This is a genomic window from Arthrobacter sp. PAMC25284, from assembly GCF_019443425.1.
Lineage (GTDB): Bacteria > Actinomycetota > Actinomycetes > Actinomycetales > Micrococcaceae > Arthrobacter > Arthrobacter oryzae_A.
This window is the reverse complement of sequence record NZ_CP080382.1, coordinates 124812-146880: the sequence shown is the minus strand read 5'-3', so window position 1 is coordinate 146880 and position 22069 is coordinate 124812. Positions and strand designations below refer to the sequence as shown.

Sequence of the window (22069 nt, the reverse complement as noted above, 5' to 3'; positions counted from 1 at the left end):
GGCGGGGGCATTAAACGCCGGCGGCCGGTCCCGTCCAAAGTCTCTGGAGGGTACCGGCCGCCGGGCAGGTGCGAAGCCTAGTGGGTGTCCACTGCTTCGATTTCGGACTTGTCCTCGCCCCAGAGGGTGTGGAACGTGCCTTCGGCGTCGACGCGGCCGTAGGTGTGCGCGCCGAACAGGTCGCGCTGGCCCTGGATTACGGCGGCCGGGAGGCGCTTGCGGCGCAGGCCATCGTAGTAGGCGAGCGAGGAGGAGAATACCGGCACGGGAATGCCGAGCTGGACGGCCGTCGAGACCACGCGGCGCCAGGCCGGGAGGACCTCGGCGATCGCCTTGGTGAACGCCGGAGCGAACAGCAGGTTGGCCGGCTTCTCCGCGGCGGCGTAGGCCTTGGTGATCTCCTTGAGCAGTTCTGCGCGGATGATGCAGCCGCCTCGCCAGAGCGAAGCGATCTCATCCAGCTTCAGGTCCCAGCCGTATTCCTTAGCGGCCGAGGTGAGCATGTCCAGTCCCTGGGCGTAGGAGACGAGCTTGGACGCGTACAGCGCCTGGCGGACATCCTCAACAAAGCTCTCCGGGACCTCGACGGCGGCTTCGCCGCCGGCCAGCAGTTCCTGGGCCAGCTGGCGCTGCTCTGTCTGTGAGGACAGTGCGCGGGCGAACACCGATTCGGCGATGCCCGACGTCGGGGAGCCGAGTTCGAGTGCGGAGATGACCGTCCAGCGGCCGGTGCCCTTCTGGCCTGCCGCGTCCACAACGACGTCGACGAACGGCTTGCCGGTCTTCGCATCAACGTGGCCGAGGACCTCGGCGGAGATTTCGATCAGGAATGAGGCGAGGTCGCCTTTGTTCCACTCTGCGAAGATTTTAGCCTGCTCGGCCGGCTCGATCCCCGCACCGGAGCGCAGGAGGTCGAAGGCTTCGCCGATGACCTGCATGTCGGCGTATTCGATGCCGTTGTGGACCATCTTGACGAAGTGGCCGGCGCCGTCCGTGCCGATCCAGGCGCAGCAGGGCTTGCCGTCGACGTGGGCGGCGATCTTCTCCAGCAGCGGGCCGAGTGCGTCGTAGGACTCCTTGGAGCCGCCGGGCATGATCGAGGGGCCGTTCAGGGCACCTTCCTCGCCGCCGGAAACGCCGATGCCAACGAAGTGCAGGTCCTTCTTGGCGAGGGCGGCCTCACGGCGGCGGGTGTCCTCGTAGTGGGAGTTACCCGCATCGATGATGATGTCGCCCGGCTCCAGGAGCGGTTCGAGCTGTTCGATGACGGAGTCCACCGGTTTGCCGGCTTTGACCATAATCAGGACCCGGCGGGGCTTTTCCAGCGAGTCGACGAGTTCCTGCAGGGTCTCAGTGCGGACGAAGTCCCCGTCGCTGCCGTGCTTTTCCAGCAGTGCGTCGGTCTTTTCGACGGACCGGTTGTGCAGGGCAACGGTAAAGCCGTTACGGGCCAGGTTGCGGGCGAGGTTGGCGCCCATCACCGCAAGGCCGGTGACGCCGATGTGTGCTGACATCAAAAACTCCAATTCATTTCAGGGCAACGAATGCCTTTCGCCCCACACGCTGTATGGAACTCGGTTTTTCGGATCAGTGACTGTCAATAAATCATATATATCTCCGCGGCAACAGGGAAGCCGTGACCATGGTGTGGGATGCTGCGCGTCACACAACGCTTCAATTGCAGTCTATGTTTCCCACGCAGGCCCTCCCGGCACAGGCGCCCGCGGGGTCTCCCGCACTATGCTTACGACTATGTCCACCAGCCTCCACCATCGTGCCATTGAGCACCTGGGAGCCCGAATTGTCGCAGGTCAACTGCCGGCGGGCCACGTTATGCTCGGCGAGCACCTGGAAGAGGAACTGAGGGTCTCCCGGTCCGTGGTCCGGGAGGCCGTCCGCGTCCTGCAGTCCCTCGGCCTGGTGGAGACAATTAAGCGCGTTGGCATCAGGGTCCTCCCGGCCAGCCGCTGGAATCCGTTCGATCCCCTCGTGATCCGCTGGCGGCTCGCCGGCGACGGCCGCGGGGCGCAGCTTCGCTCGCTGGCCGAACTTCGCGCCGCAGTTGAACCTGTCGCCGCGGAACTCGCCGCCGCCAACGCCCCGGCCGAGCTGCGCCGCGAACTTGTGGAAACGTCGCACGCCATGCGCGACGCCGGTCACGCCGGCGATGTGCCCCGGTTTTTGGAGCTGGATATCCATTTCCATTCACTCCTGCTGACCGGCTCCGGCAACGAAATGTTCGCCAACCTGGTCGGCCAGGTGGCGGAGACGCTGACAGGCCGCACCGTGCACGGCTTGATGCCGGACCGCCCTGGCGAAGCAGCACTCCAGTGGCACCTTGACGTCGCCGATGCCATTGCCGCCGGGGACGCCCGGATGGCGCGGGAATCCTCAGACCGGATTATGCGGCACACCATCGCCGAGATGGAGCCGACCTGGCGGGACCAGCCCCGGGTATTTGTTCCGCTGGGACGCAGCTAGGGACCCGGACAGGAGGGACGGGCAACGGAGCCCTGACCGTCCTGCCGGCGGAAGCCGACGCCGTCGCCACCGTCTTCCCGTATACCGTGGACGCCATGACGTGACATTAGGCCACCGAATGGCGTATTTACGGGGATTTTTTGACCATCGATTGGGCAATTCGGCCCTAGCGGAAACGTGTCCACGTATTTCACATTTGTGGAAAATCGCTGTATATTAGAGCTAAGCCTTCCACCGCGGCATCCCCCAATAGTCGCGGTGGAAGGCTTATCCATTGCCTCAACGCTTCTGCGCCGCAGACCCCGCCGCGCCGTATCTGGAAGCTGCTACGCCGCGTCTGCGACGGCCCCGCGAAGGCGCCATCCACCTCCCAGCCCGTCACGGATGATTTCCATGGTGGTCAGCGACGATTCCCGGTTCTGCCCGAGCCTGGCCTGGATCTGCCATACCTCCACATCCACCCGGCTCAGTCCTTTTGGCATCCGCCGCTCGGCTTCCCACCAGCTCACCCGCTCAAACCAACGGACGGGCTCAGCCCCCAGCGTCCATTCCCTGCCGCCGCGGAGGACCGCTTGCGGCCGGCCCTCCGGGCACGTCTTCACCATCACATATTCCATGCCAGCGAGAGTATTGCGGGGCTACGACATCCGAGCCGGCCCTTGGAAACAGCTCAGGGTGGCGTTAACTCACGGCCGCCATTTCGACGACCCGCGGTGCCCGCAACCGGATGAACACGTCCGCCGGCTGTTTATTCTTTCCCCGCAGGGTGATCCCGGAGATGCTGACTCCGTCGGGCAGAAGCATGGAGTACTTCACAACTCCCCGCGCCTGGCGCGACCAGACCTGCCTGCCCGGCCCGAACCGTCCGTTCTTCAACCCCAAATTCCCCAGGTCCTCCGGTTTCGCGCCCCGAAGCTCGAACGTGATGGTCGCGAAACCGCCCGCCAAGTCCTTGGCCGATTCAAATTCAAGCTCGAATTCCACCAGGCCCGCCTCGATCCGCGCATCCAGCGGGAAAGTCAGCTCCGTGTCCTCGGTGAACAGCAGCGGCTCGGCGCCCGGGGCGGTGAGCTCATGGAAGTCTGCTTCGCCGCGAGTCAGGTCTTCCATCAGACTCGGCCATTTTGGCGCCCCGACGTCGGCGGTCCGGATCGACGGCAGTTTTTCCAGCCGGGCCAGTGAGCCGGCGATCCGCCGGTAGGGGCTTGCGTTCAACGTTGAGTCCTGGTCGCCATGGCGTATCTGGAAGAACATATGCTCCCGGGAGTCCAGGATTACCGGCATCACCTGGTCGACGCCGTGATGCGGGCCTGGAGTGGTAATCGAAAGGAGTCGCTGGCGTGGGTTGAATGCGGCGATAAAGGCCATGCCCTGCGCGGATTTAGGGTGGTAGTACTCACGAAGGGAGACCAATTCCCTGCGGGCCTTGTACGCCGTCAGTCCCAGGCCGAAGGAAACGGCCATACCAACGTGGGCGAGGGTCCGGTAGCTTTCGAGGCGGGTGAGGTAGTTAGCGGCCAGGACGTCGTCATCGTCGAGGCGGAACCAGACAACAGGCTGCACACCTTCACCCGCGCCGATCTTGGCGGCAAGGTCCTGCTCGATCAGCGGGCGCACTTCCTCTATCCCGGACCCGCGGACTACCTCATTCCACTCCACAGGGATGAGGAAGGGGTACTGCCCAGCCGCTGCGAAGAGGCGTTCCTGGTGCTCCGCCGGCAACAGTTCCGAGTACAGGATGAAGTGCTTGTAATCGTGGTTTTCCGCCATCGTCGCAAGCGCAGGAACGGAGCGCGTCAGGAACAACTCGGCCCGCAGCTGGAGCCGCTCCTTGGAGAAGAGGTAGTCCCTGTATTCTGCCGGGCTCTGGAAAACCCCGCCGCCTGAAGTTTTCCAGGACTGCGATCCGGGCGAGAAAAGGCTGTAACGCGTGACGCCGTAAAACACGGTGACCCCCCAAGAGTCCAGTTGAAGATATTCCTCGACAGAAAAACCCCGACGCTGCCGGCCTGAGGCCTGCTGCGACGGGGTATCTATCTGTGGGTCCTACCGGGATCGAACCGATGACATCCACGGTGTAAACGTGGCGCTCTACCAGCTGAGCTAAAGACCCAAAGGCTGATGTCCGCGCATCAGCGCTTCAACCAACGAAGTGTTACTGTACCGGATGCAACGCACGGAACGCCAATCGGCCTTCCGGCGGCCACCCGCGACACAAGGAGTCCGGGCCGGCCCGAACGGGCAAGGCTGCGGTTCCTACAGCGGCGGAAGTTCCTGGGCAAGCCAAGTCAGCGCCTCGCTGACTCCTGCGTCCAGTTTGACCGTGGCCAGGTCATCGCCTCGGGTCGGGCCCCTGTTGATGATGACCACGGATTTGCCGTGCTTGGCCGCGTGGCGGACGAAGCGCAGACCGCTCATGACGGTGAGGGACGAGCCGGCCACGAGCAGCGCCCCGGCCGCGTCAACCATGGCATAGGAGCGCTCGACCCGGTCTTTGGGCACATTCTCACCAAAGTACACAAAGTCCGGCTTCAGCGTGCCGGCGCAGGCCGGACAGTGTGCGACGACAAAGCTCTCGATTAGTTCGGCATCTTCAATCGTGGCATCAGCGTCGGGGGCCATCTCGATGATGCCGGCGGCGGCGGCGCGTTCCAGGAACCCGGGGTTGAGTTCCTCGAGTACTCCGGCCAGCATCCTGCGGCTGTAGCGGCGGAAGCAGTCGAGACAGACCACCTGGTCGAACCGGCCGTGAAGGTCCACGACGTTCTGGCTTCCGGCCTCTTCGTGAAGACGGTCCACGTTTTGGGTGATGAGCCCGGTGAGCAACCCGCGGTGCTCCAACCGGGCCACCGCGGCATGGCCATCATTCGGATCCGCCCGGCGCAGGTGTGACCAGCCGAGGTGGTTCCGGGCCCAATAGCGTTGCCGGTTTCCTGGTTCACCGATGAATTCCTGGTAGGTCATCGGTGCCCTGGGGGCGGATCCCGGCCCGCGATAATCCGGAATGCCTGAATCCGTGCTGAGGCCTGCCCCGGTGAGCAGCGCAAACCGGACACCAGAGAGAATCACATGGATGTCCTGGAGCGCGTCAATCTCATGGCGCGCCGGTTCGGCGGCCGCGACCGGGGGCAGACTGGCAAAGCCAGTCATCCCGACCCCCGGTTGGCGCTGCCGCATGGCCTCAGTTTCCGCTGAGGGAGGCCAGTGCGGCCCGGTATTCCTTAAGGTCCCGCGCCTCACCGCGTGGGTTCACGACGACGTACCGCACGATCCCTGCGGCATCGAGGATGAAGGTGCCGCGTTTGGCCATGCCGCTCTCCGCGTCAAAGATGCCATACTCTCCGGCGACAGCACCGTGCGGCCAGAAATCGGCCAGCAGATCGAAGCCGTAATTTTCCTGCTCCGCATAGGCCCGCTGCGTGAACTTACTGTCGACCGAGACGGCCAGCACCGCGGCGTCGGCGTTCTCAAAAAGAGCGAGGTTGTCCCGTAGTTCGCACAGCTCGCCTGTGCATATACCGGAAAAAGCGAACGGATAAAAAACGATGACGACGTTCCGGCCACGAAAATCCGACAGCCGCACGGGTTCTCCAAACTGGTTGACCAGTTCGAAATCCGGCGCAGCTTCGCCGATTGCCGGGACGGCACAACTAACGGCAGGCCCCGCACCGGCCTGCCGGACGGCAGTGGTCACTTGTTCTTCCGGGTGACCAGTCGGGTGGCACTCCAGTCCGTCGAGACTCCGGCTGACGTGGTGACGTGCAGTCCGGCGGTGGGCGCCGCATCCTGGATGTCCGACGGCGAAACGTAGCCGGTCCGCCCTGACTTTGGGGTCAGGATCCAGACAACCCCGCCTTCCGTGAGCGAGACGAGCGAATCAACGAGAGCGTCGACCAGATCCCCGTCGCCGGCGCGCCACCACAGGATGGCGGCGTCAACGACTTCGTGATCTTCCTCATCAAAGAGTTCCGAGCCCGTCAGGTCCTCGATATCGTCACGCAGGTCGAAGTCGACATCGTCGTCATAACCGAATTCCTGAATCAGGTCCCCGGCTTTGAAACCCAGTTTCTCCGCCACATTTACCGAAGTGGCGGCGTCGGCCTCGCTCACGTGTTGCTCCTATGCTTGATGACTTCAAAAACGCTAGTGATTTCCATTACTACCAGCCAACACCCTTTGCGCCTGCGCTTCAAGCTGTTGGCACCGCGATCCGCCATATTCTGCGTCACACGGTGCGATCGACAAATCGCCGGGCGGTTCGTCGTCACACAACCAGTATGCCCGTGAAATACGACTGCGCCCGTCTTCGACAGCTACGCATGAGCCAGCTCTCACGGTTAGAGTGACTGATGACGACTACACCTGCGAGGGCGACCGCCCGACTGAATACCGGCAGGCGTAGTTGTGATTGGACCTTTGCCCGGCGCACACGACCGGGCTGTTGTAACCGATACGTCGCACACGACGCGTTCACGCCGGGCAGTTACCCTGCCGGAGCTGAGGGCGCCGATGAATGCGCTCAAAGAGAGGTTGGACGTGGCTGCAGGAGAAGATAGCTCCCATATCCTCAGCGGGTTGACAAACCAGCTGCCTGATCGTGATCCGGAAGAGACCGCCGAGTGGCGTGAGTCCCTGGATGCGCTGATTCAGGATCAGGGCACGGAGCGTGCCCAGTACATTATGCGCAGCCTGTTGCAGCGGGCCGGTGCCCGGAGTGTGGGTGTTCCGATGGTGACGACCACGGATTATGTGAACACGATCCCGGTGGACCAGGAAGCGCCGTTCCCCGGGGACGAGGAGATTGAGCGTAAGTACCGGGCGTGGTTGCGGTGGAATGCTGCGGTGATGGTGCACCGGGCGCAGCGGGCTGAGATTGGTGTCGGCGGGCATATCTCGACGTATGCGGGGGCTGCGACGCTTTATGAGGTCGGGTTCAATCATTTCTTCCGCGGCAAGGACCATCCGTGTGGCGGGGACCAGGTTTTTTTCCAGGGTCATGCGTCGCCGGGGATGTATGCGCGGGCGTTTATGGAAGGCCGGCTCTCCGAGGAGGATTTGGACGGGTTCCGGCAGGAGAAGTCCAAGGAGGGCCATGCGCTCTCGTCCTATCCGCATCCGCGGCTGATGCCGGAGTTCTGGGAATTCCCGACGGTCTCGATGGGGATCGGGCCGATGAACGCGATCTATCAGGCCCCAGTCGAACCGGTATCTGCAGAACCGGGGCATCAAGGACACTTCTGACCAGCAGGTCTGGGCGTTTTTGGGTGACGGGGAAATGGATGAGCCCGAGTCCCGCGGGCTGCTCCAGCTCGCGGCGAACGATAAGCTCGATAACCTGAACTTCGTCATTAACTGCAATCTTCAGCGTCTGGATGGTCCGGTCCGGGGCAACGGGAAGATCATGCAGGAACTTGAGGCGTTCTTCCGCGGTGCGGGCTGGAACGTCATTAAGGTCGTCTGGGGCCGGGAGTGGGATGAGCTGCTGGCCAAGGACGAGGACGGTGCGCTCGTGAAGATCATGAACGAGACCGTCGACGGGGATTACCAGACGTACAAGGCCGAGTCCGGGGCGTTTGTCCGGGAGCACTTCTTCGGCCAGAGCCCGCAGACCAAGGAAATGGTCCAGGACCTCACGGACGATCAGATCTGGAACCTCAAGCGCGGCGGCCACGACTACAACAAGGTTTATGCCGCGTATAAGGCTGCGGCGGAGTTCAAGGGCAAGCCCACGGTGATCCTCGCGCACACGGTCAAGGGCTACGGGCTCGGCACGCACTTCGAGGGCCGCAACGCCACGCACCAGATGAAGAAACTGACCCTTGATGACCTCAAGGCCTTCCGGGACCACCTGCGGATCCCGGTCACGGACGAACAGCTCGAAACGGACCCGTACCGGCCCCCGTACTACCACCCCGGCATGGACACCCCGGAAATCCAGTACCTGATGGAACGCCGGGCGAAACTTGGCGGGTTCGTGCCCGAACGCCGCTCCGCGCACACCGAGGTCACCCTGCCCGGGGAGAAGGCCTACGAGTTCACCAACCGCGGCTCGGGCAAGCAGATGGCCGCGACGACCATGGCGTTCGTCCGGCTCCTGAAGGACCTGATGCGCGATAAGGACTTCGGGTCCCGGATCGTGCCGATCGTCCCGGATGAATCCCGGACCTTCGGGATGGACGCGTTCTTCCCGACCGCGAAAATCTACAACCCCGAAGGCCAGAACTACCTCTCCGTGGACCGGGACATCGTCCTGGCCTACAAGGAATCCGCCAAGGGCCAACTGATCCACCCCGGCATCAACGAAGCCGGCGCCGTCGCGGCGTTCACCGCCGCCGGCACCTCGTACGCCACCCACGGGGAACCGCTGATCCCGGTCTACGTGTTCTACTCGATGTTCGGGTTCCAGCGCACCGGGGATTCTTTCTGGGCCGCCGCGGACCAGATGACCCGCGGGTTCATCATCGGCGCGACCGCCGGCCGGACCACCCTGACCGGTGAAGGCCTCCAGCACGCCGACGGGCACTCCCCGATCCTCGCCTCCACCAACCCGGCCGTACTCACCTACGACCCGGCCTACGGCTACGAAATGGGAGTCATCGTCCGGGACGGCCTGAACCGGATGTACGGGCCCGGCCCGGCGGACAACGACCCGTCCCGGAACGTCATGTACTACCTCACGGTCTACAACGAACCCATCAACCAGCCCCCGGCCCCGGCCGAACTGGACACCGAAGGCATCATCAAGGGCATCTACCTGCTCGCCCCGGCCAAAATCGACGGGCCCCGCACGCAGATCCTCGCCTCCGGCGTCTCCGTCCCCTGGGCCCTGCAGGCCCAGAAACTCCTCGCCGAGGACTGGGGCGTCTCAGCCGATGTCTGGTCCGTGACGTCCTGGACCGAACTGCGCCGGGACGCGATGGCAGCCGAGGAAGAAGCCTTCCTCAACCCCGGCCAGGAACCCCGGACCCCGTTCGTGACAGCACAACTCGCCGGCGCCACCGGACCGATCGTCGCCGTCACGGACTACATGAAAGCCGTCCCGGACCAAATCCGCCAGTACCTCCCGAACGAGTTCGCCTCCCTCGGAACCGACGGCTTCGGGTTCTCCGACACCCGCGCCGCAGCCCGACGCTTCTTCAAAAACGACATCCACTCCATCGTGGTCCGATCCCTGCAGATGCTCGCCCGCCGCGGCGAAATCAACGCCCAGACACCCACCCAGGCCATCGAAAAATACCAGCTCCACAACGTCAACGCCGGCACCACCGGCAACGCCGGCGGCGACTCCTAAAAAACCCCGGCACCCGCACCAACGGCGAACGACGGCGGCCCCCACCACACCGGTGGGGGCCGCCGCCGCCGTTTAAGCAACACCTGCACCGTTCAGGACCGGCGGGCGGCACCGGTCCTGAACCGTGCGGCGGCGCTGGAGGCTCCGGCCGCGCTGTGATTCACGACAGACCCCGTTGTAGCCTTCGCACAAATGGAGCTTGACCGGCGGGCGCCGTATGCTCGATGCATGGCAGAGCCAATCACGACCCCCGTCAAACGCAAGCCGGCTTCGCGGGCGGTGAATCCGGAGAAGGCCGAAACCCTCAAGAAGCTGCGGGCTAGTGTCGGGCAACTTTCGACTACGACGCTGCGCCAGCTCGAGAAATCCCTTCCTTGGTACAGCCGGCTCAACTCGGACGAACGCTCCGCCCTGGGCATGGTGGCCCAGAACGGGATCGCCGCTTTTGTGACGTGGTATGAGCGCCCGAGCTCGCCGTCATGGATCCTCTCTGACGTCTTCGGGACCGCGCCGACCGAACTTACCCGCTCCATCAGTCTGCAAAAAGCCCTCCAGCTGATCCGGATTGTGGTGGAGGTCGTGGAGGACCAGGTTCCTGTGATCGCCCCGGAAGCTGATCAGGCGGGGATGCGCGAAGCGGTGCTGCGCTACTCACGGGAAGTCGCCTTCGCCGCCGCGGATGTTTATGCCCGGGCGGCGGAATCCCGCGGATCCTGGGACACGCGGCTTGAGGCCCTCATCGTCGACGCGATCCTGCGGGGCGAGAACACGGACGCGCTGAGGTCCCGGATCGCGGCGCTGGGCTGGAAGGCACAGGAGCGTTTCACGGTCATGGTGGGCAATTCGCCGTCCGAACCGAGCGCCAGCTACGTCAGCGAATTGCGACGCACGGCCGGCCGCTTCGCCGAAGACGCCCTTGTTGGCATCCAGGGCGACCGGCTCATCCTCATTCTTGGCGGCGTCCAGGACAAGGAGACCGCCTACCTGAAACTCAGCGAACTTTTCGCCCCCGGCCCGGTGGTTTACGGACCAGAGGCAGGCTCCCTGGTTGAAGCCAGCGGCTCCGCCCAGTCCGCCTTTGCCGGGCTGACGGCAGCCCGGGCCTGGCCGTCGGCGCCGCGCCCGGTGGCGGCGGACGACCTTCTGCCGGAACGGGTGATCTCCGGCGACGACGCGGCCCGGCGGTCCCTGGTCAAAAACATCTACCGGCCTTTGCTTGCCGCCTCCAACGGGCTTATTGAGACCCTGGGCAGTTACCTGGAACTGGGTCACTCGCTGGAAGCAACGGCCCGAGAACTCTTCGTCCATGCCAATACGGTGCGGTACCGGCTCAAGCGGGTGTGTGACGTGACGGGCTGGGACCCGTTGCTGCCCCGGGAGGCCTTCGTCCTTCAGACGGCGCTGGTCGTGGGCAGGCTGTCGGCCCCGCCGAAGCCTGCCACGGAACGTCAACCATCGCGCAACAACTCCTGATCAGTTGTAGACTTCCTACAAACTGACCCAGTGAGCTTGGTGCATGAATACACCGATAATCACGCGCTAATTTGGAAAGCTGGATACGTGCTTGCAATCGTCTGCCCTGGACAGGGCTCCCAGACCCCAGGTTTTCTGGCCCCGTGGCTAGAATTGCCGCCCGTCGCAGGCCATTTGGCCTCCCTTAGCGAAATCGCAGGTATCGACCTTACCGCCCACGGCACCACCTCCGACGAGGAGACCATCAAGGACACTGCTGTCGCGCAGCCCTTGATCGTCGCCGCCGGCCTGGTGGCCGCGAAGTCCCTCTTTGACGTCGAGTTGGGCACACTGCCGATCGTCCTCGCCGGTCACTCCGTTGGCGAAATCACGGCGTCGGCCCTGGCCGGTGTCCTGACCGAGACCGAGGCCATGACGTTTGTCCGCGAACGTGCGAACAGCATGGCCGCAGCCGCTGCCGCCACCCCTACGGGCATGAGTGCCGTCGTCGGCGGCGACCCCGCCGAGGTGCTGGCCGCCATCGAGGCTTCCGGTGCCACGGCCGCCAACGTCAACGGCGCCGGCCAGACGGTGGCTGCGGGAACACTGGAGCAGCTGAAAGCCCTCGCCGAGAACCCGCCGGCCAAAGCCAGGGTCATTCCGTTGAAGGTCGCCGGCGCTTTCCATACTTCGCACATGTCCCCCGCAGTCGACGCCCTGAAGGCCCTCCGTCCGTCGCTGGCCCCGCAGAACCCGATGGTTCCGCTGCTGTCCAACTTCGACGGCGCGGAAGTCACCGACGGCAATGCCGCGGTCGACAGCCTGATCGCCCAGGTGTCGCGCCCCGTCCGCTGGGACCTGTGCATGGAAACCATGGTGCAGCGCGGCGTGACCGGCGTGATCGAACTGGCCCCGGCCGGAACGCTGGCAGGACTCGCCAAGCGCGGCATGCCCGGGGTGAAGACCGTCACCGTCAAGACCCCGGACGATCTTTCCGCGGCCCTGGCCCTATTTGCAGAACTGGAGGGCGGGGCATGAGCGTACCCACTCTGAAGCAGGCGCCCGTACAGGCGAACACCCGCATTATGGGTGTCGGCGCCTACCGGCCCGACGTGATCGTCACCAACGATGATGTGTGCCAGTGGATCGATTCCTCGGATGAGTGGATCCGCCAGCGCACCGGCATCGTCACACGACACCGGGCCTCCGCCGGGATCAGTGTCATCGACATGGCCGAAGGCGCCGCCCGCGAGGCCCTGCAGAAGGCCGGCATCGAGGCTTCCGAACTCGGCGCCGTCATCGTATCCACCGTGACGCACCCGTACGCGACCCCGTCCGCCGCCGCCAGCCTGGCCGACCGCCTCGGCGCGACGCCGGCACCGGCTTTCGACATCTCGGCCGCTTGCGCGGGTTACTGCTACGGCATCGCCCAGGGCGATTCGCTGGTGCGGTCCGGCGCCGCCAAATATGTTCTCGTGGTCGGTGCCGAAAAGCTCTCCGACGTCATCGACAACACCGAGCGCACCATTTCCTTCCTGCTCGGCGACGGTGCCGGCGCCGTCGTGATCGGCCCCTCCGACACCCCCGGCATCGGTCCTTCCGTCTGGGGCTCGGACGGCAGCAAGTGGGACGCGATCGGTATGACGCACTCACAACTGGCAATCCGTGACGCAGCCCAGCCCGGCAGCGGCATGAGTGCTGCTGAGGCCGCGGTGACCGACGCCGCCGTGTGGCCCACACTCCGCCAGGACGGCCAGACTGTCTTCCGCTGGGCCGTGTGGGAGATGGCCAAGGTTGCCGAGCAGGCCCTTGAGGCCGCCGGTATCCGGGTCGAGGACCTGGCTGCTTTCATCCCGCACCAGGCCAACATGCGGATCATCGACGAGATGGCCAAGAAGCTGAAACTGCCGGAGACCGTCACCATCGCCCGCGACATCGCAGACGCCGGAAACACCTCGGCAGCCTCCATCCCCCTCGCCACCCACCGCCTGCTCCAGGAAAACCCTGGGCTCAGTGGTGGACTGGCACTGCAGATCGGCTTCGGAGCCGGTCTGGTCTTCGGTGCCCAGGTGGTTGTGCTTCCCTGAAGCATGCACCACCCCTCCCGAACTGAATACGTTCTACCCAGCACGGATTCCCTAACCAAGCCGAACCCTCGGTTTGTCTCATTTCCGTCCAAGGCCGCCGGCACACCCGGCTGCGGAGGGCAACAACAAGAAAAGGAGCCACCCATGGCGAGCAACGAAGAAATCCTGGCCGGCCTGGCTGAAATCGTCAACGAAGAGACCGGTCTCGCCACTGAGGCTGTCGAGATGGACAAGTCCTTCACCGAGGACCTCGACATCGACTCCATCTCGATGATGACCATCGTGGTCAACGCCGAAGAAAAGTTCGGCGTACGCATCCCGGACGAAGAGGTCAAAAACCTCAAGACCGTCGGCGACGCCGTCAGCTTCATCGCCAGCGCCCAGGCCTAGTCCTGACTCCTGCCGTATGGCGGGACCCAGTGCCCGGTCCGGGGATCTGCACGAGCAGCGCCCCGGACCGGACCACTGTCAGCCTGACCGGACACGCGGAGCCTCCTCCCCGTGGCCGCCCCCAATGACACATCCTTGCCGGACCCCGTCCGCAAGGCCAGAAAAGTTATTCCCCCGCAGGCCCCGGCCCTCCAGCCCCGATGGCACCGGACCCGGCACGCGCACCGACAGAGAGTGATCCCATGACACGCAAAGTAGTCATTACCGGTCTGGGTGCCACCACACCCATTGGCGGCGATGTTCCCACCATGTGGAAGAACGCGCTGAAGGGCGTCTCCGGCGCGCGGACGCTGGAAGACGACTGGGTGGCCAAGTACGAACTGCCGGTCCATTTTGCCGCCCGTGCGTCGACTCCCGCCCTGGAGGTCCTGAGCCGCGTCGAGGCCAAACGCATGGACCCGTCCACGCAATTCGGCGTTGTTGCCGCGCGTGAGGCCTGGGCCGACGCCGGCATCACCGAGGTCGACCACGACCGTCTGGCCGTCGCATTCGCCACCGGTATCGGCGGCGTCTGGACCCTCCTTGACGCATGGGACACCCTGCGTGAAAAGGGGCCCCGCCGTGTTTTGCCCATGACGGTGCCCATGCTGATGCCGAACGGCGTCGCGGCGGCGGTCAGCCTGGACCTGGGTGCCCGCGCCGGCGCCCACACCCCTGTCTCGGCTTGTGCCTCCGGCACCGAAGCCCTCCACCTGGGACTTGAGCTGATCCGTTCCGGCAAGGCCGACGTCGTCGTCTGCGGTGGCGCCGAAGCCGCCATCCACCCGATGCCGATCGCCGCCTTCGCCTCCATGCACGCCCTTTCACGCCGGAACGACGAGCCCGAGCGCGCCTCACGCCCCTACGATGTGGAACGCAATGGCTTCGTGATGGGCGAAGGCGCCGGAGCCTTGGTCATCGAAGCCGAGGAGCATGCCTTGGCCCGAGGCGCCCGGATCTACGCCGAACTGGCCGGCACCTCCGTCACGGCCGACGCCTATCACATCACGGCTCCGGACCCCGAGGGCCTCGGCGCCACCCGCGCGCTGAAGGCCGCGATGTTTGACGGCCGCATCCAGGCCGAGGACGTCGTGCACGTCAACGCGCACGCCACGTCCACCCCGGTCGGCGACAAGCCCGAGTACACCGCCCTGAAGGCGGCCCTGGGCCCTCATGTGGACAGGGTCGCAGTCTCGGCTACGAAGTCCCAGATGGGGCACCTGCTGGGCGCCTCCGGCGCGGTGGAAGCAGTCCTGACCGTCCTCGCCGTGTACGAACGCAAGGCGCCGGTCACCATCAACCTGGAGAACCAGGATCCGGAGATCCCGCTCGACGTCGTCACCACGGCCCGGGACCTGCCTTCCGGCGACATCGTAGCGCTGAGCAACTCCTTCGGCTTTGGCGGCCACAACGCCGTTATCGCGGTCCGCAGCGTGTAGCTGCCCGCACCGGCAGTTGTCAGGCGCCTCCGCGCCGAAACGACAGATGGCGGCAATGTTCCTCGTGAACATTGCCGCCATCTGTCATTTGGCGCGCAGCTGTGGCGATGGTGTGGCGCGACGTCAGCCCACCTGGTGGAGCCAGCGCACCGGGGCGCCTTCGCCTGCGTGGCGGAAGGGCTCGAGTTCCTCATCCCAGGCTTCACCGAGGGCGAGGGAGAGTTCGTGGTAAACAGCGGACGGTTCGCCGGCGCCGGCTTCATAGGCGTAGCGGATGCGGTCTTCGGAGACCATGATATTGCCGTGAACGTCCGTGGTGGCGTGGAAGATGCCGAGCTCCGGGGTATGCGACCAGCGGCCGCCGTCCACCCCCTGGCTGGGCTCTTCGGTAACCTCGTAGCGCAGATGCGCCCAGCCCCGAAGAGCGGACGCCAATTGAGCCCCCGTGCCCTGCGTTCCGGTCCACGACAGCTCGGCCCGGAACATTCCGGGCGCGGCAGGCTGCGCAGTCCACTCAAGGTCCGTCCGCTTGTCCACGACGGATCCAATGGCCCACTCGACGTGGGGACACAGGGCCGTCGGGGCCGAGTGAACGAACAACACACCGCGGGTCAGTGCAACAGACATTCCATCCTCCATAGCTGTAGGTACGTCTTCCCCAACGACCTCTGCCTGGATGTATGTCTGTAACCCGGACCCGTAGCGGTGCCAGCGGTCCTGCCAGATTACCAATGTATCTCCGGGATCCACGCCGGGGCGCGGATCAATGCGGCTTCAAGCTTCGCTTGAAACCCCCCGGATGCGACTTTTATTGTGCCGTACGCCCCCGCATTACGCCAGTGCTACCCGGCGCGTCCCGTTCCGGCACGCCGCTCAGCTCCCCGGAGATCTGGGGAGGCCCGCTAATGACCTTTGCTATGCCCGGGGATGCGCCTGCCGGTACCCCTGTCGGAGTCTTTCCACGGAAACGTGGGTGTACAGCTGGGTGGTGGCAAGGCTGCTGTGGCCGAGGATTTCCTGCACCGCGCGCAGGTCAGCCCCGCCGTCGAGCAGGTGGGTTGCGGCGGAGTGCCGCAGTGCATGGGGCCCGGTGGCGGCGGTGTCTCCCAGGGCCTCCAGCATCCGCCGGACAACGCTGCGGATCTGGCGCTGGTCCACCCGGCTGCCCCGCGCGCCGAGGAACAGTGCGGGGCCGCTGGTCCCGGTGCTCAGCGCCGGCCGGCCGCGGCGGAGCCAGTCGTCGACGGCGAGCGCGGCCGGCAGCCCGTAGGGGACTTTACGTTCTTTGTTGCCTTTACCCAGGACGCGCATCGTCCGGCGGTCCGGATCAAGGTCATCGATGTCCATTCCGGCCAGTTCACCGACCCGGACGCCTGTCGCGTAGAGGAGTTCGACCATGGCCTTGTTGCGCAGGTCCAACGGCGCGCCCTCGGCCGCGGCGGCCCCGGCTCCTTCGACTAACCTCACGACCTGCCGCTGGTGCAGCACGCCGGGCAGCGACTTCTCCGGCTTGGGCGCCCTGAGCCGAAGGGCAGGGTCCGCTGCGATGATGTCCTCGCGGACGGCCCAGGCAGTAAACGCCCGGGCCGTGGCGGACCGGCGGGCCAGGGTGGCACGGGACATACCGGACTCGCTTTGCGCGCCGAGCCACCGCCGGAGCGTCCCGAGCTCGAGCTCCGAGGGGTTCTCGATCCCCTCGGACGCCGCGTGGGCCAGAAGGCTTCCAACGTCGGAAAGGTAAGCGCGCACCGTATGGGCGGACCGGCCGCGCTCCGCAGCCAGATATTGGCCGAAGCCGCGGGCGGCGCTGGCCAGCGCAGCCGGGAGTTCTTCTAAAGACACCCTCTTACTCTCGCAGTCTTCGCAGGGCAATCAAGCAGCCGGGCGGCGCGCCGCAACTCCCACTGATGATTCGGGAGCTGATTCCGCCGGAGGCGTGGGCCGGCGGGGGTGGGCCGGCGGTCAGTCAGACGTGCTTCCCTGCCCGCTTCCAGCGGCCCCGGTCCGATTCGGCCAACCCCAGAAGACCAAGCCGCCCGAGGCCGGCCCGGACCGAATCCGGGCTCAACCCTGCGACGGTCGATAATTTTTCAACGGAGCTGGTGGTCCGCAGCGGCAGGGCATCGAGCAGGATCAGGTCTTCGAGGCCCAGTCCATCATGGGCCTCTGCCCGGACCGCCTTGTCGTCGGGCAGCGAGGCTCCGCTTGGGGCTGCCAGCTCCGCGATTTCCCCGGCATCCGTCACGCAAACAGCTCCGCCTTCCCGCAGCAGCCGGTGGCAGCCGGCGGAATTGGCGCTGTGGACAGAGCCCGGAACGGCGCCGACCGCTCGGCCCAGGCTTTCGGCGTGGTGCGCGGTGTTGAGCGCCCCGGACCTCCACCTCGCCTCAACAACCACCGTGACCGAAGCGAGCGCGGCAATGAGGCGGTTCCGTTGCAGGAACCGGTACCGCGTGGGCGCTGACCCCGGTGGGACTTCGGCCAGGACAGCGCCCTGGTTAGCGACCGTCCGGAGCAGGTCCTCGTTCCCGGCCGGATAGAACCGGTCCACTCCCCCGGCCATGACAGCGACGGTGGGCAGCCCGGATGCCGCGCCGGCCACTGCTGCCCGGTGGGCATGGGCGTCGATCCCGTAGGCGCCGCCTGAAATGATGCTGAAGCCACGCCGGGCCAGTGCATAGGCAAGGTCGCCCGTTACCGAGGCACCGTAGGACGTGCTGTCCCGGGAGCCCACGAGCGCGACGGCGGTGGCGGCTGGCGGTAGTTCCTGCTCCGCTCCGCGCCACCAAAGGCACAGTGGCTCCTGGAGTCCGAGATCCGTCAGCTGCGCAGGCCAGAGTTCATCGGCGGGAATGATGAGGCGTCCGCCGAGCCGCTTCATCGTTTCCAGGTCCCGCTCCGGTGCCAGCTCGGGCACCCGGGGGGCCCAACGCTTCAGGGACTCGCGGAGACCCGGCCAGCTGATTCCTGCACCGTTCTCAGCCAGAATCCCGGAGATCTCTCGTTCCAGCCCCGGTCCGGCGGCGAGTTGGCCGGAGGCAACCTTCAGGGCGTCCTCCGCGCCGGCCTGCCGGACAAGAGCGAGGGCTGGCGCGTCCTGCGGTTCAAAGAGGCGGGAAAGCGCCGCCCTGGCCAGTCTCTCAGCGTCTTTCATGGTGCTGTCCTTCCTCGGGGTCGGTGGGCCACTGGCCGGGTCCCGGCGGCGGCGGCGTGGAAGCGGACCGGCAGTGACCGCCAGCGCGGCGCATGCGGCAGGCGCGCTTGTTCATGGCGTTCAGCCGGTCCCGGCAGCGGCCTGGCGGAGCCCCAGCGCCTGTCCGATGTCGTCCGCGTCCGGGGTATCCCGGCCGGAGAGGTCAGCCAGTGTCCAGCCCAGGCGCAGCACACGGTCGTAGCCCCGGGCTGTCAGCACGCCGCGTTCCAGCGCCAGATCGAGGATCCGGGTGGTGGGCGACGGGAGCCGCAGGGCACCCCGCAGCACGCGCCCGGGAACTTGCGAATTTGTTTCGATCCGCAGCGGGGCCCAGCCGGTCCCGTTGGCGGTGGCGGGCGTCCGTGACGCGCGCGGCGATGGCAGCGGTACTTTCTCCTTCGCCGGACCCGTTGAAATCAGCCAGCGAGATCCGATCGACCTGCAGCTGGATATCGACCCGGTCCAGAAGGGGCCCGGACAACCGCGCGAGGTACCGGCGTCTCATGGTCGGGGTGCAGGTGCAGTCCGTGCCTTTGCCGGAGGCTTTTCCGCACGGACAGGGGTTGGCCGCGAGGACCAGTTGGAACCGGGCGGGGTAGGCCGCTGTTCCGGCCGAACGGTGGATGACCAGTTCGCCGCTCTCCAGCGGCTGCCGTAGCGCGTCCAGGACCCGCCGCTCGTACTCCGGTGCCTCGTCCAGGAACAGCACACCCCGGTGGGCGCGGGACGCTGCTCCCGGCCGAGGCAGTCCGGACCCGCCGCCGATGATGGCAGCCGGCGTTGCGGAATGATGCGGGTTTTCGAAGGGCGGCCGGCGCAGCAGCCGGACTGATGCCGAGGTCAGTGAACACAACGAATGGATGGCCGTCACTTCCATGGCTTCCGTGTCCCCAAGATCCGGCAGGAGTCCCGGCAGCCGTTCAGCAAGCATTGTTTTCCCGGCCCCCGGCGGGCCCGTGATCAGCAAATGGTGGGCTCCGGCTGCCGCGACTTCCATGGCCCGCCGGGCATCGGACTGTCCCGAGACGTCGGACATGTCCGGTATCAGGACAGGGGCGGGTTCGCCGTCGGATTCGTTATTGTCACCGGGCGCAGGATCAAAGCCGAGCGCCAGATCCCGCGGGTCAGCGCCGAAGTCGAACGCCAGCCGGGCCAGAGTGGTGTAGCCCCGGACGCGGGCGCCAGGCACCAGCTCCGCCTCGGCGGCATTGGCGGCTGCCACGACGACTTCCGGAAAGCCGGACCGGACGGCTGCCATCACCGCCGGCAGGATGCCGCGCACAGGGCGAAGCCGGCCGTCGAGGCCCAGTTCGGCGATAAACACGGTCCGGCCGGTGGAACGGACATCATTCGCGGCCAAGAGGACCGCCATTGCAATGGCCAGGTCAAAGCCTGAGCCGCGCTTGGGCAAGGACGCCGGGATGAGGTTGGCGGTGATCTTCCGGCGGCTGAGCGGGATGCCGGAGTTCTGGGCTGCGGAGCGGATCCGTTCTTTGGCCTCGTTCAGTGCAGCGTCCGGCAGGCCGAGGATGACAAAGGCCGGGAGTGTCTGGCCGATGTCTGCCTCGATTTCGACAATGTAGCCGTTGATGCCGACCAGGGCTACCGAGTAAGTGCGGCCGAGCACCATCTACGCCACCCCTCGAAGGTGCTCAACGGCTGGGCTCCCACTTCCGTCGTCGAGCACTCCGACGACGTCAACCCGCCACGGCGGTACCGCGGGCAAATGGTCGCGGCACCAGGCCACCGCCAAGCGGTGCAGGCGCGCCAGTTTCCTGGCGTCGACGGCTTCAAAGGGGTGCCCGTAGGCCAGGGATGTCCGCGCCTTGACTTCGACGATGACCACAACCGCGCCGTCAAGGGCCACGAGGTCGATTTCCCCGTCGCGGCAGCGCCAGTTGCGGTCCAGGATCCGCAGTCCGCGGGCCTCAAGGTAGGCTTCGGCGATGTCCTCGCCGCGGCGGCCTACTGCGTCCTTAGCTCTCATAGCATCAGCGTGGGCTCCCGCGACCGGCCGGCACAGGGAGTCAGGACGCTATGTGGGAAACGCGTGCTGTGCAGGAAGAGTCAATGCCACGCCAGGAGGTGTACCGGCGCGGCAAGGAAAGCACAGAAAATCATAGGTTTTGTCAGGACTGCGACGGCACTCTCCGCTGCACTACTTGGAACGTGAGACCGCGACGTCCGTGGTCTCGCCGGCAGGAAACGCAGCGTCGGCCTGATCCTGGCTGCTCCCTGCGGGTGCGGTTTCTTCCGCGTGCTGGACCCGGGCGGGACGTTCGAACCTGGCCGTTGCCGGCAGTCCGTCCTGGCGGTCGAGACGGGAGTGCTCCGGCCATGGGTCGTCGGCAATCAAGTGCCGACGGATCATCCTGCCGAACCACGCTCTCACTCGTCCTCCTCCATGCGCATCCTGCTTATTAGTTTAGCGTTTGGCAGGTCGTTGTGACATCCGATTCACTCGGGCCGGTGCGGGGAGCCGCGACGCCGAGTGGGCCTGGCAGGCTGCGGTGGCCGGCTGCGGTGGCAGAGCGGTGGCTGCAGCGGTCAGCGCGCGGGCGCAGCCACGGCCCAGGAACCGTAAAGGCCGGAGCCCGGCCTAGTTGCCCAGGTCCTCGACCTTCGGCAGGGCGAGCTCCTCGCTGCGCGGCAACTCTTCGACATTGACGTCTTTGAAGGTAATAACACGGACACTCTTGACGAACCGGGCGGAGCGGTAGACGTCCCAGACCCAGGCGTCCTGGAGCGTCAGGTCGAAGTACACCTCGCCGTCGGCGCTGCGGGCCTGCAGGTCGACGTGATTGGCCAGGTAGAAGCGCCGTTCGGTCTCGACAACGTAGCTGAACAGCCCGACCACGTCGCGATATTCGCGATAGAGCTGCAGCTCCATGTCGGTTTCATAGTTTTCAAGGTCCTCGGCACTCATGGTTCCATCTTGCACCATCCCGCGCCGGCCGTGCGCCACGGAGGCCCCTGCGGTGCCGCGGCCGGCTCTTACCGTCCGGATTGCCCCGGCAGGGCCCTAGAGGAGCTGCCAGCTGATCCGGTGGTGCGGTGTGGGTCCGGCGGCGCGCAGGGCGTCCTTATGCACCGCCGTGCCATAGCCTTTGTTGACGTCCCAGCCGAACGCCGGGTACTCCGTATGGAGTTCACGCATCATGGTGTCCCGTTCCACTTTGGCCAGGATGCTGGCCGCGGCGACGCTCAGGCACTGCATGTCAGCTTTGACCAGGGTGTGGACGGGCGCCTCGCAGCCCTGCCCGTCGGGCTCCTCGTCAAACAACGACGCCTGGGCCTCCGGTGAGAGCCAGTTGTGGCTGCCGTCCAACAGTACGACGTCGGGTGTGACGCCGGCGGCGAGCACAGTCAGCCACGCCCGTGTCCCGGCAAGCCTGAGCGCCCCGATGATGCCGAGGGCGTCAATTTCCGGGGCAGTTGCGTGCCCTACGGCGGCGGCTACGGCCCAGTCCCGGACCAGCGGGACGAGCCGTTCGCGGTCCGCGACCTTGAGCAGTTTGCTGTCCCGCACGTCGGCGAGCAGCGTCTGGTCCTGTAGATCAACGACGGTGATTCCCACGCTGACGGGCCCGGCAAGGGCGCCCCGGCCCACCTCGTCGATGCCGGCGAGCAGGCGCGCTCCGGAACTCCGGAACCGGCGTTCATAATCCAGGGTGGGTGCTGCGGACATGGAGTCGGG

Annotated in this window: 19 protein-coding genes, 1 tRNA gene and 2 pseudogenes; 7 read left to right on the top strand and 15 right to left on the bottom strand. The window is 65.8% G+C overall.

Annotation, left to right across the window (positions count from 1 at the left end):
* Positions 1-77: 77 nt before the first annotated feature.
* Positions 78-1514: an NADP-dependent phosphogluconate dehydrogenase gene (gene gndA / locus KY499_RS00655; RefSeq protein WP_123255639.1), complete on the bottom strand. Its 1437-nt coding sequence runs from the start codon at positions 1512-1514 to the stop codon at positions 78-80.
* Between the two features lie 238 nt (positions 1515-1752).
* On the opposite strand from gndA, the gene KY499_RS00650 reads away from it, so the two are divergent.
* The gene (locus KY499_RS00650; protein ID WP_123255638.1) at positions 1753-2481 is read left to right on the top strand and encodes a FadR/GntR family transcriptional regulator; all 729 of its coding nucleotides are present in this window, start codon (positions 1753-1755) and stop codon (positions 2479-2481) included.
* A 326-nt stretch (positions 2482-2807) separates the two neighbouring features.
* On the opposite strand, the gene KY499_RS00645 is transcribed toward KY499_RS00650, so the two are convergent.
* From KY499_RS00645 to KY499_RS00620, 6 genes are all read right to left on the bottom strand, one after another.
* Positions 2808-3086 (bottom strand): hypothetical protein, encoded by a 279-nt coding sequence (locus tag KY499_RS00645; RefSeq protein WP_123255637.1) that lies wholly within the window; start codon positions 3084-3086, stop codon positions 2808-2810.
* A gap of 76 nt (positions 3087-3162) precedes the next feature.
* Positions 3163-4428, bottom strand: a complete 1266-nt coding sequence (locus KY499_RS00640; RefSeq protein ID WP_219886030.1) for a glycosyltransferase — start codon at positions 4426-4428, stop codon at positions 3163-3165.
* Positions 4429-4521: 93 nt separating this feature from the next.
* Positions 4522-4594, bottom strand: a tRNA-Val gene (locus KY499_RS00635).
* Positions 4595-4737: 143 nt separating this feature from the next.
* Positions 4738-5658, bottom strand: a complete 921-nt coding sequence (locus KY499_RS00630) for an NAD-dependent protein deacetylase (RefSeq protein ID WP_219886029.1) — start codon at positions 5656-5658, stop codon at positions 4738-4740.
* A 4-nt stretch (positions 5659-5662) separates the two neighbouring features.
* Positions 5663-6175 (bottom strand): peroxiredoxin, encoded by a 513-nt coding sequence (locus KY499_RS00625; RefSeq protein ID WP_123255635.1) that lies wholly within the window; start codon positions 6173-6175, stop codon positions 5663-5665.
* Positions 6172-6591, bottom strand: a complete 420-nt coding sequence (locus KY499_RS00620; protein WP_123255634.1) for a DUF3052 domain-containing protein — start codon at positions 6589-6591, stop codon at positions 6172-6174. The genes KY499_RS00625 and KY499_RS00620 overlap by 4 nt, the downstream gene beginning before the upstream one ends.
* 399 nt (positions 6592-6990) lie before the next feature.
* On the opposite strand from KY499_RS00620, the pseudogene aceE reads away from it, so the two are divergent.
* From aceE to KY499_RS00590, 6 genes and pseudogenes are all read left to right on the top strand, one after another.
* Positions 6991-9772: pseudogene (gene aceE, locus KY499_RS00615) on the top strand (pyruvate dehydrogenase (acetyl-transferring), homodimeric type).
* 228 nt (positions 9773-10000) lie between these two features.
* Positions 10001-11245 carry a CdaR family transcriptional regulator gene (locus KY499_RS00610; RefSeq protein WP_123255035.1) on the top strand — a complete coding sequence of 415 codons (1245 nt, stop codon included), beginning with the start codon at positions 10001-10003 and terminating at the stop codon, positions 11243-11245.
* An 87-nt stretch (positions 11246-11332) separates the two neighbouring features.
* Positions 11333-12262 carry an ACP S-malonyltransferase gene (locus tag KY499_RS00605; protein WP_123255034.1) on the top strand — a complete coding sequence of 310 codons (930 nt, stop codon included), beginning with the start codon at positions 11333-11335 and terminating at the stop codon, positions 12260-12262.
* On the top strand, positions 12259-13311 hold the full coding sequence (locus tag KY499_RS00600; RefSeq protein WP_123255033.1) for a beta-ketoacyl-ACP synthase III: 1053 nt from the start codon (positions 12259-12261) through the stop codon (positions 13309-13311). Before KY499_RS00605 ends, KY499_RS00600 begins: the two co-directional genes overlap by 4 nt.
* Positions 13312-13455: 144 nt before the next feature.
* A complete protein-coding gene (locus KY499_RS00595; protein ID WP_056426718.1) occupies positions 13456-13701 on the top strand; it encodes an acyl carrier protein in 246 nt (81 codons plus the stop codon).
* Positions 13702-13943: 242 nt separating this feature from the next.
* The gene (locus KY499_RS00590) at positions 13944-15179 is read left to right on the top strand and encodes a beta-ketoacyl synthase (protein WP_123255032.1); all 1236 of its coding nucleotides are present in this window, start codon (positions 13944-13946) and stop codon (positions 15177-15179) included.
* 123 nt (positions 15180-15302) lie between these two features.
* On the opposite strand, the gene KY499_RS00585 is transcribed toward KY499_RS00590, so the two are convergent.
* From KY499_RS00585 to KY499_RS00550, 8 genes and pseudogenes are all read right to left on the bottom strand, one after another.
* Positions 15303-15806, bottom strand: coding sequence for a DUF3145 domain-containing protein (locus tag KY499_RS00585; protein WP_123255031.1), 504 nt, complete (start codon positions 15804-15806; stop codon positions 15303-15305).
* Positions 15807-16094: 288 nt separating this feature from the next.
* Entirely contained in the window at positions 16095-17021 is a 927-nt protein-coding gene (locus KY499_RS00580; protein ID WP_219886028.1) for a tyrosine recombinase XerC, read from the bottom strand.
* Between the two features lie 124 nt (positions 17022-17145).
* Positions 17146-18333, bottom strand: a complete 1188-nt coding sequence (dprA, locus tag KY499_RS00575; RefSeq protein ID WP_219886027.1) for a DNA-processing protein DprA — start codon at positions 18331-18333, stop codon at positions 17146-17148.
* Positions 18334-18453: 120 nt separating this feature from the next.
* A pseudogene (locus KY499_RS00570) lies at positions 18454-20002 on the bottom strand (YifB family Mg chelatase-like AAA ATPase).
* Positions 20003-20359, bottom strand: coding sequence for a YraN family protein (locus tag KY499_RS00565; RefSeq protein ID WP_123255027.1), 357 nt, complete (start codon positions 20357-20359; stop codon positions 20003-20005). It abuts the pseudogene before it with no gap.
* A gap of 171 nt (positions 20360-20530) precedes the next feature.
* A complete protein-coding gene (locus tag KY499_RS00560) occupies positions 20531-20764 on the bottom strand; it encodes a hypothetical protein (protein ID WP_148045191.1) in 234 nt (77 codons plus the stop codon).
* Between the two features lie 207 nt (positions 20765-20971).
* Complete coding sequence (locus KY499_RS00555; protein ID WP_018773443.1) at positions 20972-21298, bottom strand: DUF2469 domain-containing protein; 327 nt, start codon at positions 21296-21298, stop codon at positions 20972-20974.
* Positions 21299-21394: 96 nt separating this feature from the next.
* On the bottom strand, positions 21395-22060 hold the full coding sequence (locus tag KY499_RS00550; RefSeq protein ID WP_123255025.1) for a ribonuclease HII: 666 nt from the start codon (positions 22058-22060) through the stop codon (positions 21395-21397).
* Positions 22061-22069 lie beyond the last annotated feature (9 nt).